Annotated in this window: 9 protein-coding genes; 2 read left to right on the top strand and 7 right to left on the bottom strand. The window is 55.1% G+C overall.

From position 1 onward, the window contains the following. Together INT19_RS19430 and INT19_RS07425 are read left to right on the top strand one after the other, a co-directional pair. On the top strand, nt 1–267 hold a 267-nt coding region (locus INT19_RS19430; protein ID WP_226924523.1), incomplete at its 5' end, for a cytochrome P450. Then, complete coding sequence (locus INT19_RS07425) at nt 165–515, top strand: hypothetical protein (RefSeq protein WP_226924524.1); 351 nt, start codon at nt 165–167, stop codon at nt 513–515. The genes INT19_RS19430 and INT19_RS07425, both read left to right, overlap by 103 nt. A gap of 41 nt (nt 516–556) precedes the next feature. On the opposite strand, the gene rfaH is transcribed toward INT19_RS07425, so the two are convergent. Genes rfaH through INT19_RS07390 form a run of 7 tightly spaced genes read right to left on the bottom strand, consistent with a single transcriptional unit; the run spans nt 557 to nt 15,480 of the window. After that, the gene (gene rfaH, locus INT19_RS07420) at nt 557–1,078 is read right to left on the bottom strand and encodes a transcription/translation regulatory transformer protein RfaH (protein ID WP_193060306.1); all 522 of its coding nucleotides are present in this window, start codon (nt 1,076–1,078) and stop codon (nt 557–559) included. 3 nt (nt 1,079–1,081) lie between these two features. After that, nucleotides 1,082–2,416, bottom strand: a complete 1,335-nt coding sequence (locus INT19_RS07415; RefSeq protein ID WP_193060305.1) for an aminotransferase class I/II-fold pyridoxal phosphate-dependent enzyme — start codon at nt 2,414–2,416, stop codon at nt 1,082–1,084. After that, a complete protein-coding gene (locus INT19_RS07410; protein WP_193060304.1) occupies nt 2,413–9,726 on the bottom strand; it encodes a type I polyketide synthase in 7,314 nt (2,437 codons plus the stop codon). Before INT19_RS07410 ends, INT19_RS07415 begins: the two co-directional genes overlap by 4 nt. Beyond that, nucleotides 9,723–11,363, bottom strand: a complete 1,641-nt coding sequence (locus INT19_RS07405) for an LTA synthase family protein (protein WP_193060303.1) — start codon at nt 11,361–11,363, stop codon at nt 9,723–9,725. Before INT19_RS07405 ends, INT19_RS07410 begins: the two co-directional genes overlap by 4 nt. Before the next feature lies 1 nt (nt 11,364). Continuing rightward, nucleotides 11,365–12,183 carry an SDR family NAD(P)-dependent oxidoreductase gene (locus INT19_RS07400; protein ID WP_301396012.1) on the bottom strand — a complete coding sequence of 273 codons (819 nt, stop codon included), beginning with the start codon at nt 12,181–12,183 and terminating at the stop codon, nt 11,365–11,367. Further along, nucleotides 12,180–13,415 carry a capsule biosynthesis protein gene (locus tag INT19_RS07395; RefSeq protein WP_193060302.1) on the bottom strand — a complete coding sequence of 412 codons (1,236 nt, stop codon included), beginning with the start codon at nt 13,413–13,415 and terminating at the stop codon, nt 12,180–12,182. The genes INT19_RS07400 and INT19_RS07395 overlap by 4 nt, the downstream gene beginning before the upstream one ends. Before the next feature lies 1 nt (nt 13,416). Further along, nucleotides 13,417–15,480, bottom strand: coding sequence for a capsular polysaccharide biosynthesis protein (locus tag INT19_RS07390; protein ID WP_193060301.1), 2,064 nt, complete (start codon nt 15,478–15,480; stop codon nt 13,417–13,419). Nucleotides 15,481–15,661 lie beyond the last annotated feature (181 nt).

Raw genomic sequence — 15,661 nt, 5'->3', positions numbered from 1 at the left:
ACAACCCGGGAATCCTCTTCCTTCAGGGAGAGGAGGATTGTCAAGGATGCTTTCCTGCCTGAGAACCTCGAAAAGCATGAGGCATGGGTTCGCGAGTTAGTGCGTAGCTATATGGATCATTTCATCGATAAAGGCCGCGCGGATCTGGTAGGGGAGATTTCTCGCTGGTCATCAACCCTGATACATGGGCCTCGCTTTCTGAAGAAGATCGTGCGGCCATTGAAGACGTGTCGGGAGAAAGACTCTCTCGCTTGTTTGGCTACATGATGGACGTGGTGGATGAGCGTGGCGTCGAGTTTGCGCAACAGCAGGGCAATACGTTTGTGGAACTGCCGGCCGAAGAACTTGAGCGCTTCCAACAAATAGCCGCAGATCTTCCAAGTCAGTGGGAGGCCGGGGCTAAGGAGCGTGGCGTTAACTGTGAAGCCGCACGCGGCTTCTTCTTGGAGCAACTCGATGCTGTCGATAGTGAAGACGGATTGAGTGCTGAGGAAGTGGTTGACCAGAGCATGTGATGTTTCCCTGCCCGAGGTGCTGTTTTGCCTCGGGCAACGGGTTATTTTTTCTGTAGGTTGTCGACTGAAATCTCGACATCCTGTGGGCGTTGTAGCACGTTAAGCAGCACGATAGCGCGCTCTTCGCCTTTACACCGTTTGAAGACGGCTTCTAAATCTTTGAAGGGGCCGTCGGTGATCGTCACGGTTTCCCCTGCGCAGAAGTAGCTGTGGCTGCCTTCCTGGTGATGCGGCTGTGCGCGTAGGGTGTCTACTAGTGCATCTGGCACGGCAATGGGCGTGTTGCCAAAGGTGAGTAGGCGCAGTACCCCGCGGGTGGAGCGAATGGGCCGCCAGTTGCTGACGGTTTGATCCAGCCGGATAAACAGGTAATAGGGGAAAAGTGGCTCGTTCACCAGCGTAAGCTTGCCTTGGCGCTTACGTTTAGCGTTCAGCACTGGGTGGAACACCTCGTACCCTTGATTGGTGAGGTGTTCAGCGGCGCGAAATGACTCGCCACCTTTGCATTGAATTACATACCAGCAGGGTTTAATCCACTCTGATTGGGTTTCGAATTCATCCATAAATCACCCTTTGGCATTGGCGAGCAGTAGCGCGAGTGCATCCAGCGTTTGGTCAATATGGTCTTTGGTGTGTTCACAGGAAAGGAAAAAACGCAGCCGCGCGCTTTTCTCGGGAACCGCAGGATACAGAATAGGCTGCACGTTAATGTGCTGCGCAAGCAGTGCGTGGGAGAGGTGAGCCGCGAGCGGCGAGCTTCCTACAATAACTGGCACGACGGCAGAGCCGATACTGTGGCCGGTGTCCATTCCTCTCGCTTGAGCCTGCTCTAGGAAGTAGCGCGAAATAGCCTGTAGCTGGGTAACGCGCTCGGTTTCCTGGGGCATCAATTCCAGTACTTTAAGTGAAGGCGCGGCCACTTGGGCGGGCATGCCGACGCTGTAAAGAAAACCGGGTGCAAAGTAGCGCAGTGTTTCGACCAGCGCTTTATTGCCTGCGATATAGCCCCCGCAGCCTGATAGCGTTTTGCTCATCGTACCCATCCAGATATCGACATCGATTGGGTCAATCGCAAAGTGCTCTCTTAAGCCTAGGCCAGTGTCGCCCATGACGCCAAACGAATGCGCTTCATCGACCATCAGCCACGCCCGATGGCGTTGCTTTAGTTCAATAAAGCGGGGTAGGTCGGGGATGTCGCCATCCATGCTGTAAAGCCCTTCAATGACCACAAGAACGCGTTCAAATTGATGGCGATGACGACTTAACAGCGCGTCGAGTGCGGCAGGGTCGTTATGACTAAAGGACATGCGCTTTGCGCCTGACAGCTGCGCGCCGACCAATGAGCTGTTGTGGATGTACTCGTCGTGAAGCACAAGGTCTTTCGGGCCCAATAGATAGCCAAGGGTAGACACATTGGTTGCGTGACCGCTGACAAAAACAACCGCGTCTTCAACACCATAGATGTTGGCGATCGCTTGCTCTAGTTCGCCGTGAATAGGTCGTTCACCCGAGACGACGCGACTGGCAGAGACGGAGGTGCCGTAGTGAGCCGCTGCGTCGGATGCCGCTTGAACAACCCGTGGGTCACCGGAGTAACCCAGGTAGTTGTAGCTGGCAAAATTAATGCACTCATGTCCATCAATCACGCTGGTAGCACCGGCGAGGCCGTCATGGACTTTAAAGAACGGGTCTATAAGCCCGAGCTGTTTAGCGCCCTGGCGCATCATGACTAGCTGCTGATAACCCGGGTGGGCATCAAATCGTGTAAAGCGCTCGGGAACAGTCCGAGTTGCCTCGGCGCCTGAGATAGCAGTGGCTTGGGTGCTGGTGGCACGGGGCGTTGGGCGCTTGCGTGCCTGTTCCAGCAGCTGTCGTTTCAGTTCAGAGCGCTTTACGGTCATGGTGTCTCGGTGGTAGATGTTGAAGCCGACTCATTGTTGAGCCCGTCCGCCCCGTGGCGAGCGGCCAGAGAGGCTAACGCATCTTGTGGCGCTTCTTCAACATCATTGTCATGCTGATGTAATTTTTGAATCAGCACACCTGCCAGTTTGTTCAGCGTTGACGCTTCACTCAACACCATCACCGGTACTTGCACGTTCAGGCGGTTCTCGATGGCGGTCATCAATTCAACGCCCATGAGCGAATCAAACCCCATATCGTATACCGAACGGTTGATGTCGATTTTCTCTTCATCAATCAGCAGGATACTGGCTAGTTCTGCGCGCAGTAGGTCGGTAATGGTGCTATGCAGCTCTTCTGGCGAGAGGTCGGCCAGTAGCGCACTGATATCGTCATCGTGGTCAACGCTGCCATCATCATCGCTGGTGCGGGCAATTTCGTTAAACCGTGGTGCCTGGGCGGTGGGTAAGAAGCGTGCCAGTGCGCCCCATTCAAGTTCAAGAACACCAAGGCTTGGCCCTGGGGTCAGCAGCATTTGCTCAAGCACGTTGAGGGCGTCATCCGAGCGAAGTGCAGAACCGCCTAAGCGCTCTTGCAGCGCATCCCGGGTGCGCGTGTTGCGTGCCAGGAAGCCGACATCTTCAATCGCCCCCCAGCGTACGCAGGTAGCCGCTAGGCCAGCGGCACGGCGGCGGGCAGCAAAAGCTTCTAGCCAGTGGTTGGCGGCGACGTAATTGGCCTGTCCAGGGTTACCGAATAGCGTGGTCGCCGAAGAGTAGAGCACAAAGAAGTCCAGCTCAATGTCGCGGGTGAGCGCGTCTAGGTGACGAGCACCGTCGATTTTAGGAGCGAGCACCTTTTGAATACGCTCGGCATCTAAGTTACGAATCAAGCCGTCGTCGATCACTGTGGCGGCATGCACGATGCCACGCAGCGGGCTAAGTTCGCGTTGCACGCGCGCCATAATGCTTGCTAGCGCGTCGTAATCGGTAATATCACAGGCCGCAGCCAGTACTTTCACGCCTTGGGCTTCAAAGGTCGCGATAGCAGCTTGGGCTTCTTCGCTAGCGGGACCGCTGCGGCTTAGCAGGATAAGCTGACGTGCGCCTTTGCTGACTAACCATTGAGCCGTTTTTAGGCCAAAGCCACCTAAGCCACCGGTCACTAGATAGCTGGCGTCGGCTGCGAGTGTCATCGCGCCGGTGCCTAATAGCTCGTTACGCGGTGGAGCAATAGGCTGTTCGTAGGTGACTACCACTTTGCCGATCTGGCGTGCTTGCTGCATATAACGGAAGGCATCAATCACTTGGTTGTGACTGAACGCCGTGAACGGCAGCGGGCTGAGTGTGCCATCGTTAAATAGCGCCATCATTTCACCGAACAGGCGCTGGGTGAGGGCAGGCTGCACTTTCATCAACTGGTCGGAGTCGATGCCGAAGTAGATTAAGTTGTTGCGGAACGGGCGTAGGCCAATATGAGTATTTTCATAGAAATCCCGTTTACCTAATTCTAGGAAGCGGCCAAACGGGCGCAATGCGCGGAGGTTTTGGTTAATCGCTTCGCCTGCCAATGAGTTCAGTACGACATCCAAGCCTTCGCCTTGCGTGTCCTCTAGGATCTCTTCGGCAAATGTCAGCGAGCGGGAGTCGTAAATACGCTCTTCACCCATAAGGCGCAGGAAGTCGCGCTTCTCTTCAGAGCCAACGGTGGCGTAGATATCGGCGCCCAGCCACTGGGCAATTTGCAACGCGGCGATACCAACGCCGCCAGCGGCACCGTGAATCAGCACTTTCTCGCCGGGCTCCAGGCGCGCCAGATGTTTTAGCGCGTAGTACACGGTGAAGAACGTGGTCGGTATCGTCGCGGCAGCAGCATAGCTGACGCCTTCCGGCAGGGGCGCGACGGCATTCTGGCTAGCAATGAGGCGGTCGCTGAAGCTGGCGGGTCCAAAGCCCACGACCGCTTGGCCGGGTGCAACGTGCTGAACATTGGCACCCACGGCGAGAACCTCTCCCGAGAACTCAAGCCCTAGGGTTGGGCCAGCGAAGCCATTTTCAATTGCTTCATCAGACAGTAAGCCAAGGGTGTACATGACATCGCGGAAGTTGAGACCGGTCGCTTTGACGCGAATTTCTACCTCATCCGCGCCAAGTTCAGGCAGTGGGCGTGGCCGCCACTGCAGCTGACGCAATTGCCCTGGTAGGGCAAAGCCCAGCGTCATTGCCTGATGAGGCGCAGCGCTTGCCTGCTTGACCGGGTGAGGAGCGGGCAGGGTGCGAAGGCGGGTAGCAAACCGCTCGCCTTCAACCGTTATTACCAGCTCGTTTTCGCTATCTGGCGTAGCAAGTGACGCTGCAAAAGCGTTTAACGTCGCATCGTTGGGAGCGTTTGGTAGATCGATCAGCGTGACGCTATGACCAACCGCTTCATTGGCGAGCGAACGACCAAAGCCCCATAGTGCGGCGTCATCGCCTGTACTGGCAGCCTGGGTCGGCAGCCAGAGCGTGACGCGGCTGCTTTGGCCTTCAAGCCCACTTGCTTCTAATGCCAGTGACCACTGCTGTGCCGTGTGGCAGCGCTGAGTTTGAGCGGCGGTTGTACAGCCCTTAAGCCCACGCAGATCGATCACATTGAGTGCGGCAGGTACGTTTTGGCGTTCGCCTAGCGCTGTATTTAACAGTGCTTGCGGGGTTGCGTCGCTGACGGTTAGCCATGTATTGGCGGTGCCTAACCGCTCTGCAAGCTGGGCAGCAAGTGCTTCGTGCTCCGCGTCAGAGACAAGCAAATGGTAGGCCTCTGCTGCCGTTTGCGTCAGCGAGTCATTGCTTGCTGCGTATTGGCCATGCAGTAGGTAAGCACCATTCTCTTCCAGCTCAACCGGCGGCGAAACGCTGAGGCCTTGTTGCGCTAACCACTCGACTAGGTTGTCTTGTTCCAGGGCGGTTTGGTCGATGCCGGGTGTCGCCAGTAAGTCATCAAGCCAACGGCTCGGGTGGACACCAATCACCATTACCTGAGCGCCTGGCGCAAGCTGGCCTGGCAGCGCTTCAATCAACTGGCGGGTGCTTTCAGGCTGGGTCACGTCCACGCTGATAAACGCCAGCTGGGCTTTCTCTGCAGGGCTAAGCGCTGGCAGTGAATCTTCCAGTGGCTGAATATCCATCAGCGGGAAACGTTCTTGAAGCTGTTCCGCCTGATGGCGAGCCGTGTCGCTGGTGGTGATGGCGCGGTAGTGGTGCGCATCTTTAGAGATAGTCGTATTCGCTAGCTGTTCGAGCAGTCGCTGGCCCAGAGCGGGAGTACAGGGACCTGCTTCTAACAACTGCAGCCGCTGACCGGTGGGCAGCGTGGCTAGCGTGGCTTCCATTAATGCGCCAAGCTCGGCGGCTAACACTTGCCAGCCGTTTTCGCCGATAAGGACGCGATTAATGCCTGCTAGGTGCTCAGTGGTAATGCCTAGGCTTTCAAGGGTGTCGTTGCCGCTGGACAATTGCTCACGGTGTAGCCCTAAGCGACCCACCATATGAATCGGCGCAAAATAGTCGGGGTAATCCTGTACCAGTAACTGCCAAATGGTTTCCGGTGCGAGCTGATCTTCGCCGACGTTAACATTAACACCAGTAAAGGCTTCGCTAAGGCTATCGAGCAGCGGTGATACTTCTTGGGCATAGCGTTGGCCGGTGCTGGCGGTAAACGCATCGCTTAGCCCAGCCAGCCGGGCGAGTGCACTGCCTGGCAGCGAAAGCGTCGCCGCGTTTAGCGGAGCAGGCGTTAACTCAACATCCAGGTAGCTAAAATGCTGGTGATGAGCGCGGTTTAAGCGAATCGCCTTGAAGCGGGTTTCACTAAGCACGGCCACGGCGTTACCGGCGGCGTCATACAGTTCGAAGTCGGCGGTGAAGGAGTGGGGCGCGCGCTTACCCATTACTGCTCGCGCCAGCACCGGTGCACCGGCTTCAGCGTTCACCTGGATGCGCCCAACACGAACTGGCACAAAGGCTAGCTGGGCTGCAAACTCGTTGTGTTGAGCTAGCAGCGGAATGAACATCTGAAAAGCACTATCCAAAATGCCCGGATGAACGTGCAGCGTATCGAGCTGCGACTGGACACTATCGGATAGGGTAATTTCACCAATGACGCTGTCGCCTTCAATCCAGCCACGGCTAATGGCTTGGAACGCAGGCCCGTAATGCAGTCCGATACGTTCGGCCATCTGCAAGTGCTCGGCCAGGGTATAGTCTGGCGCGCGGCTTGGCAGGCTTGGTGCTTTTCGGTTGAGCAAGAAGCCGCGGCTTTCGCGCATGCGGCGAGCAACGGCATTTAGCTGCCATTCGCTACCGGTGGCTGGCTCGCGGGAGTGGATGGCTAAGCGGCCGTCGTCTGGATCCAGCGTCAAGCGCATGGTGCGCCCATTGGGCCCATCCAACAGTAAGGGAGCGCGAATCTCCAGCTCTTCAATGTCTAAAAGCGGTGTATCTTTCTGCTGTAGGGCTGCTGCTAGCGTAAGTTCCACAAACCCCGCACCCGGGAAGACTGCACCTTCGCCAACGACGTGGTCGGCCAGCCATGGCTGGCGCTTGGTATCCAGCTGGCTTTCCCAGGTGTGATCCTGCTGCGCCAATGGGTAGCCAAGTAATGGGTGCTGATAATAGCGGGAAAGCAACCCTTGGCCATCGTTGGTGCCTTGCACCCAAAGTTGGGTGCGTTGCCAGGCGTAGTGTGGCAGCAGGACGCGCTGGCCTTCTACAGGGAAGAAGTGGTGGCTATCGAGGCTTAACCCGCTTAGCAACAATTGGCCGAGGCAGCGGGTTAAACCATCTGCGCCTGACTTATGCCGTTCAATGGTGCCTAGCACTAATCCGCTACGCTCTTGCTGGCGTAAGGAGTCGTTCATATAGCGGCGCAGGATGGGGTGCGCGCCGACTTCCACAAAGACATTGTAACCCTGCTCAATAAGCACCGTAGCGGCGTTATCAAATAGGACGGGCTCACGAATATTGAGCCACCAGTAATGGGCATCCAGCTGTGTGCCTTCACTGATGGTGCCGGTCACGGTGGACACATAAGGAATCTGCGTGGCGCCTGGACGAATGTCAGCCAAGGCTTCCACGACGCCTGCTTTGATGCTGTCCATGGCGGGGCTGTGGAAGGCGTAGTCCAGTGGCAGGCGCTTTGCGAAGGTGCTCTGTTCGCTAAGGGCTGCTTCAATGGCGCTTAGCTGGTCACGATCACCTGCTAACGTAATGCCTTTGGGGCTGTTAATGCCTGCCAGGCTAATGTTGCTAAATTCGGGTTTTTCAAGCCAGGGAGCGATCTCTTCCGCGCTGATAGCGACAGCCGTCATTTCCCCAAGACCACGGGTTTTGCCCTGGTAGAAACTGCGGTAATAAATAACTTTAACGGCGTCTTCTAACGTTAATGCGCCGGATGCCCAGGCGGCAGCAACTTCGCCAACGCTGTGGCCGAATACGGCGGTGGGCACGATACCCTTGGATTTAAGCCATTCGGTTAACGCGACCTGCAGTGCAAACAGGGCGGGTTGGGCGATTTCGGTGCGCTCAAAGCGCCCTTCGCTGGACTCTTCCTGGTTACGGCCCGCAAGCTCGTCACGCAGTGAAAAATCACCATGCTTCTGGAACAGGGTATCTACACGATCAATGGCGTCGCTAAACACGGGTTCGCTGTCTAGCAGGTCGTGACCCATGGTTTCCCATTGGCAGCCGTTCCCGTCGTAAACAAACACTGGGCCTCGGGCGTTAGCTAAGCGCTCCAGTGTCACAACGCTGTTGGTTTCACCTTCAGCAAACTGGCTGAGCGCGCTGGCGGCGGCCTCAGCTGTTTGGGCGAAACAGAGCGCGCCAAACGTGTGTTGTTCGCGGTGGCTGTTCAGCGTGTGGGCGGTATCATAGAAAGCATGGTCGCTTTCGCGTAGGAAATTAGCTAGGGCACGGGCATTAGCCGCCAGTGCTTCCTGGCTTCGTGCGCTAATACGAACGGGTAGCGCAGCATCGGGCACTTGGCGAGGTGCTGGTGCTTTTTCGGGGGCACTTTCCAGTATGACGTGAGCATTGGCGCCACCAAAACCAAAGGAGTTGACGCCAATGACCAAGCGGCCCTGTTTTTTGAGCGCTTGAGCTTTGGTGACCACGCTAATGTTCCACTCATCAAATTTGATGCGTGGATTAAGATTGCGTATACCAATGGTGGCGGGCACTTCACGGTGCTGCAGGCTGTACAGCGCTTTAGCAAGCCCGGCAACGCCAGATGCCGTTTCTAAATGGCCGAGATTACTTTTCACTGAGCCAATCAGAAGTGGTGTTTTACGATGCTTGCCGAGTGCTTCGCCGATAGCCCGGGTTTCAATGGGGTCGCCAACGGCGGTGCCGGTGCCGTGAGCTTCAAGGTAGTCGATCTCGTCCGGCGAAATGCCAGCCTGTTCGTAGGCGCGGCGCATTAATTCAATTTGGGCGCTGGGGTTGGGCACCGTAAGGCCAGATTTGTGGCCGTCAGTGTTAACCGCTGAGCCTGCTACCACGGCCAGGATATTATCGCCGTCGGCCACGGCTTGATCATAATCTTTTAGCAAAAACAGCCCGGCACCCTCGGAGCGCACGTAACCATTACCGGCTTCATCGAAGACTTGGCAGCGGCCAGTGGGCGAGAGCATGCTGGCCTTAGAAAAAATAATAAAACCATAGGGGTGCAGGTGCAGACTGATGCCACCTGCTAGCGCCATATTGGTTTCGCCGCTGCGAATCGATTGGCATGCCTGGTGGAAGGCCACCATGGAAGAGGAACAGGCGGTATCCAGCGACATGCTGGGGCCATGTAGATCAAAGACGTAAGAAAGCCGGTTAGAGGCGATACTTGAGGTATTACCGGTCGCGGTCGAGGCATCAATCGCCGCCATGTCATCGGCAAGGCGATAGGAGTAATCAAGGCTGGCGATGCCAAGGAAAACGCCGCACTGGCTACCGCGCAGGGTGCTGGGCACGATGCCCGCGCTTTCCATGGCTTCCCAGCTAAGCTCCAACAGCATGCGCTGTTGCGGGTCCATGTTCGCCGCTTCACGGGGCGAAATACCGAAAAACTCTGCGTCGAATCCGCTTATATCGCCTAGGCTACCCGCGGCAAAGGTGACGCTGGTGCCGGGATGGCGTTTGTCCGGATGCTGGAAAGCATCGAGGCTCCAGCGGCCGGGGGCCACTTGGGTGACGAGGTCTTTTTCGGCTTGCAGGTCCTGCCAGAACGTTTCAGGTGTGGTGCCGGGGAAACGATGGGCGGCGCCGATAATGGCAACGCGTTTAGTCATTCTTGCTCCTGAGGTTCTGGTTCTGCCTTGATCACATCGCTACTTATATCGCGTCCAAACGCTCGTTTAAATAGGTAGACGCCAAGTTCGTTTGCTTCCAGCGTGCACGACGCGCGCTCAATGGGCGTCTTATCATGCAAATTACGATCTACTACCGTTGACCATATCATGTACGGGGTGCTGCTAGCAGGAGGCGAATAGTGCCTATATGCGGCAGGCAGTATGGGTACGTGGTCACCGTACCAGCCCAGCAGCCCTGGTCTTATAGCAGAGTTTAGCGCTGCTTTAACGCTTCCGAGCATTTTATCTGATTCACCCAAATGGTGCAGGTAAACAGCTAAATCCCGTAAATGATGCGGTAGCGGCCACGGTGCAGTAGGCAATGTTGACGCTACCCTAGCCTTTTCCGGTGCTTCTAAGTGTAAAGGGCCGTGATTCTCCATGGTAATCACAAACACAAAGAGAGGCCTATTATCGTTATCTTCAAGCAGGCGTCCAACTTTTCGTGCAACGGCTTGGTCACCAATGTACTGGCCATGCTTATCCTGGCTTTCGAATGCGCGAATGTCGATAAACGTCTCAAACCCTAGTTTGGGAATAACGCTGTCACGCATGTAGAAGGTAGCCGGGTAAGGGTGAACACAAACAGTTCGATAGCCTTGGGCTTTGAATGCACTGGCAATGCTGGGCAGTGTGTGGCGCGACAGCGTACGGTAAGGATTAAACTGGCGCGGTCCCCAGGTGTCAGGCGCTATGCCAGTTAAAACGGCGCATTCGGTGCGCACAGTGTTTGCGCCCCATGCGGGCACATTCAGCGCTCCCTGCACGACAGCTTCCTGGCAGGTAGCGTCATAATTCGGCAGTAAGTCAGCGGCAATCTCGCTACACCAGGGGCGAGGATCAAAAAACGATTCACTTTGTACCAGCACAACGTTTGGCTTTGCCGCATCGGCGTCTAGCTCAAGGCTATGTTGATCAAGTGACCGATGTTGAGCAAGTGGCTGAAAGGGCGATGTCTCGGGTGTGGGCGGTTGTGAGCGCATCAGGGCAATGCCGTATGCCCACAGGCTTGAAAATAGTCCCAGTCGATCTAGGTCAATGTTAGGGGTCAGTGTGATAGGCGGCAGTTTTCGCCACCCCAGCCAAACGAGCAGCGCACCGATTGCTATCAGCATTAGGCTATTCACTAGAAACGCAGTGCCGCCCCATTGGCGAATTAGCGATGGTTCAAAAACCAAAAAGCTACCAATCGCAACCGCACCGGCGCTGCTGGCAGCAATGGCGAGACCAATGCCGAAAAAAGGCACATACAGACGCGGGTGCAAAATAGCATCCCAGAAGTATTCAAAATCATGGCAAATAAAGGGTTCGTTCAACGTGCGTGATTTAGTATTGCTGGACTGCACGACCACGAGTTGCAGCGATAAGATGAAAACAACAGCAAACCAAGGGCGTTGCAGAAGCAGCATAAAGGCGCCAAACAACAGTAACCAGCTACCAAGGTGCAGCGTGTTTGCGGCTATGCCGCGTTTCCAAAACGGTTGTGGGCGAGGGCTCAGCAGTGCCTCGAACAGCACACTACCTAACAAGCCTACTAACAGTGGGCTAATAAATGTGGATGATAGAAAGAACGCCACGCTACGCGCCCCCGGTATGATTAAAGCCAAGGCGTTTGATGAGCCATTGAGAAATGCCCGCCGGTAGCACGGCCAGCCACCAAGTACCGAAATTCAGCGGGAAGGGAAAACTGATACGAGCGCGGTTAGCGGTGATGCCACGTTGTATGGCGTTGGCAGCCCGCTCCGGCGGCCATTCCCAAGGCTTGGGGCCAGGCATGGCATTGCACATGGCGGAAGTGACGTAGCCAGGCATTACCACGGTCACACCAATGCCATGGGGTTCGAGTAAGCCTCTTAGGCCTTCTCCGTAGGCTTTGATGCCCGCTTTGCTGGCGCTGTAGCTTGGCGTTGTCGGTAGGCCGTGCCAGCCTGCCAACGAGCTAATAAACACCAATTGACCGCTGCCGCGTGCTTGCATGGCGGGAACCAGTCGCTGGGCCATTGCAATGGGAGCTTTCAAGTTGACATCGAGTAGCGCTTGAACCTCGTCCCACGGTTCTAGCGTGCTTGCGCTTGGATGAGTATTGATGCCCGCATTGGCAATCACAATATCTGGAACGTGCTCGGCACATAGCGCATCAAGCCAGTCGTTGAGTTCGCTTTGGTCGGTTAAGCTGGCTGATGATAGCGACACCTGTGCGCCTTTTTCTCGACACGCCATCGCCAACCCTTCAAGCGTCTGCTGGTTGCGGCCGTGTAGCACCAAGTGCGTAGCAGGGGCTGCATAAGCACGGGCTAGCGCCCCGCCTATTGCACCGGTGGCACCGGTAATCAGCACGCAGCGGGGTGCATTAGAAGGGTAAGAGGTCGTTACATCAACGTTCACACCAACGCTCACAGCAACGTCTCCAGTGGTGAAGGGCAGGCTTCTAGTATACGCGCTGCATTGTTCACCGCTAAATCGATACTGGGTTGGCAGTAAAAACCACCATTAATTTGCGTCGTGTACATCACCGTGTTGCGAAAATAGCCAAAGAGCGCTTGGCTGGGCAGCGGCGGTTGGTGCCAAAACTCGTCTAGAGAGCCTTCGTAGGTGAGGCCCGCTAAATTGTAGATGGGGTCGCTGAGCGCAAAGGTAGGACACTGTTTTTCAAGGGAAACAATGCCGACCGTGCTGTTTACTGTGACGGTGCCCGTGGCGTGTTTAAGCAATGGGTTGAGATTGCCTGATTCCAGGTAAATGATGCGCCCATGTAGGCCGTAAAAATCTTCCAGCCTTTTAATGATGTTCGGGTAATTAACCAGCCCCATATCCAGCGGGTGGTTTTTTATACACAGCAGCGCATCACTAGGGGCGTTTAGCGCAAAGGATCCCATCACGTGATCCATCACCTCTTCCATATTGGCATAAGGTGAGTGGTCGCGAATCTGCGCATCGGTGTTGAGCTGCAGCGGCAGCATAAAATAAGGCTTTCCGCCTTCGATAAGGTTTTTAATCCGCGCAGCATCACGCTTTTTCCAGTACTTAAGTAAGGTAAAGCGTTTGGCGTAGCCCGCATACTCCACCGGCGCAGTGATCGGCGCATGGTTACGATAGTGGGGAGCCACCAGAGGATTCGCTAACCCCGCCAGGTGATAGCACATGTCGTGAGCGGCACGGATTTTAAAAGACGAACGAAAGCGAACCGGTGCAGGGAGTTTGGGCAGCGCTTTGCCAGTTTCAAAAAACCACTTGGGGTCTCTGGGCAGCAGCGAGTGACCATTAACACCCTCGCGTTCAAGGGTGACCCAGAAAGGGCGAAAGTAGCCTTCTTCAAAGACGTGGGTACGAATGCCAGCCGCGGATGCTAAGTCAACCGCGGGGCGGTGAATCGGACGCCGGTCACCAAACAGCACCTGATCGGTAATGTCGTAACGTTGCCACAACGACTGGATATAAGCCGGTAGCTCGCTTAGCGGGCCGCGAAACAAATGGTTCTGGCTATGGGTGCGCTGCCAGTAGACGATATCGCCAGCGTTGAAGTTAACCTTTACCACGCGATGGCCATCGTCGGTTAGCCGACGGGCGAGACGCTGGTAAAAGGGCGAGCAGACGCCTTGGAGAAATAAGAATGCACGCTTTTGCTTCAACTTAATGACTTCCAATGAATAAGTTACGATAGCAGCGATATAGCCGCTGCTTCCATGTAAGCATATGTTTTTGAGACTTAACTTGTTCTAATTTAGCCTGCTCCAACAGGCTGACTACCGTTTCAGCATTACACAGCTGTCGAGAGCCGGGATCGACGTAGCTTGGGTATAGAAGCAGTGTTCCTGCGACTAGCGCATCCAGCGACAGCGCCCGGTTGCGTCGCGGGCAGTGCATGGCATCCTGGGTTAGCCCCCAGCCGGCATAAAACGGAAGGCCATAGGTGCATACCTGGCGTCGACGAAGTAGCGCTTCAAAACCAGTGAGCGAGCTCATGGTATGCACTGCATCAACGCGTGCTAACAATATGGTGATATCGATATGACTAGCGTCGAGATCATACAGGCGTTTGGCGTTGGTATCGAGTGCTCCGACACGGGCACCGGTAATCACGTCAGGGTGGGCTTTGTAAACGATAAAAGCATCGGGGTTGGTGTCCCGTACGGCTTTTAACAGCGCACTGTTAGTGCTTATCTCTGGCGACCCTGTGGCAATTGACGCATCGCTTTCTACCTGGCCAGGCACCAAAATAATGTGTTTGTTGGCGGGCAATTCAATGGCTGCTTTGCCCGGTACATTATATTTGGAAAGCTTCAATGCGACCAACCGTTCGCGCAATCGTTCCGCTCGCTCTAATAAGTCATCGCTGAAATCAGCGCTATTGAGCAACGTTTCTAGCTCGCTGGGCTGGCTTGGGTCGTAGTAAATGCCCTGTCGATCAATGACCAAAGAGAGTGGCTGAGTGAGGTCTACCCCCAGGCCCACGGAGCGTATAAAGCCGTCCTCCATTCGCCATAGTGCCGCTATATGGTCGCGGTGGCGGGCTTTAAAGTCATCGTTAATACGGCTAGACCACACCAGTAGGTTGGGTTTTTCAGCCTCCGTTGAGAAAGCGGCTGGCAGCTCTTTTTGATATTCAATGCGTGCCGCTGGGCCAAGAAAGTGGCCAATGAAGCGCTTCTTCCATGAAGAGAAGCCACAGGCTAACCACTCACCACGCAGGCGCTCTTGCTGACGCTTTTGGTCGGCAATCAGAGCAATCGTTTCTTCCAGCGTCGCGGCCTTGCCTGTGTAGGGGTTGGCATATCGGGTGTAACGAAGATAGGCGGCGGCAAATACCTCTTCCAAACGCCGAGAGACTCTTCTACGTGTACAGCTGAGCTGATCGTGCGTTAATCCCCATCCCGCATAGAAGGGCAGGCCAAAGCAGTGCACTTGCTTACCGGCCATCAAGGCTTCGAAACCTAACTGGCTGGTGACGACATAAACGGTTTTGACTCGGTCAAACAGTGCCCAGGGGTTAATGTTATCGCTGATGATATGGCAACGAGGGTGATCGTGAGCATCTGCTAGATGCCCCTGCTTTTTGCCTGCGATAACGTCAGGATGTACTTTAATAAAAATATCGGCATCAGGATGGTTGTTTAAAGCGCACGCTAACATTTGCCGAAAACTGTCTGCGTTAGCACCGCCATAGTGAATAGAGGCATCGCCTGCCGTTTGATCCACCACTAATACATTGTTAGTCCCAGATACAGTGTCAGTCCCAACATTGTCAGTTCCAGCAACGGGAAGCGAGTAATCAGGCGCGTGGTTGTATTTCGATAAGCGATAACGCGATAGTTGCTCAATGCAGCGCGTGGCCTGGGCAAGCTCTTCGGTGTCAAACGTGGCATGATTGAGCCAGTTTTCTAAATCACTAGGTCGAGAGGCGTCATAATAGATGCCCGTGTAATCGACGACCATGCTATGAGGCTGATAGCCTTCGACGCCTAGTCCTAAAGAACGAAGAAAGCCATCCTCAAGAGCGACATACGGTAGGCGGTGACGAGCGGCATAATGGCGAGCACCATCACTTGTGGGTTTGAGCCCCCAGCCAATCACCGCATTCGGTTTCGAGCTCAGTGGTCTAATGCGTGAAAAATGCGAGTATTCAGGCAAAAAAGAAGCAAGCGCGTTGATCTTGGTAATACCGGGAGATGTATAGCCTGCTATTAGTTTTGCCATGAAAGAGCCGAAATAGTGTCAAAAACAAGCGGAAATATAAACGCAAACAATTAAAGCGGCGAACATACGTGAAAAGGTCTAGCTTATCAATTAAGCCTAAAGTGGTCTTACGGTAAGAGGGTTCTTTGTTACATAATGATACATATCAAAAGTACAACCACGCTGAATTTCACCAACGCGC

It is taken from the genome of Halomonas sp. 3A7M (assembly GCF_014897875.1).
Taxonomy (GTDB): domain Bacteria; phylum Pseudomonadota; class Gammaproteobacteria; order Pseudomonadales; family Halomonadaceae; genus Vreelandella.
This window is presented reverse-complemented; position numbering and strand designations above follow the sequence as displayed.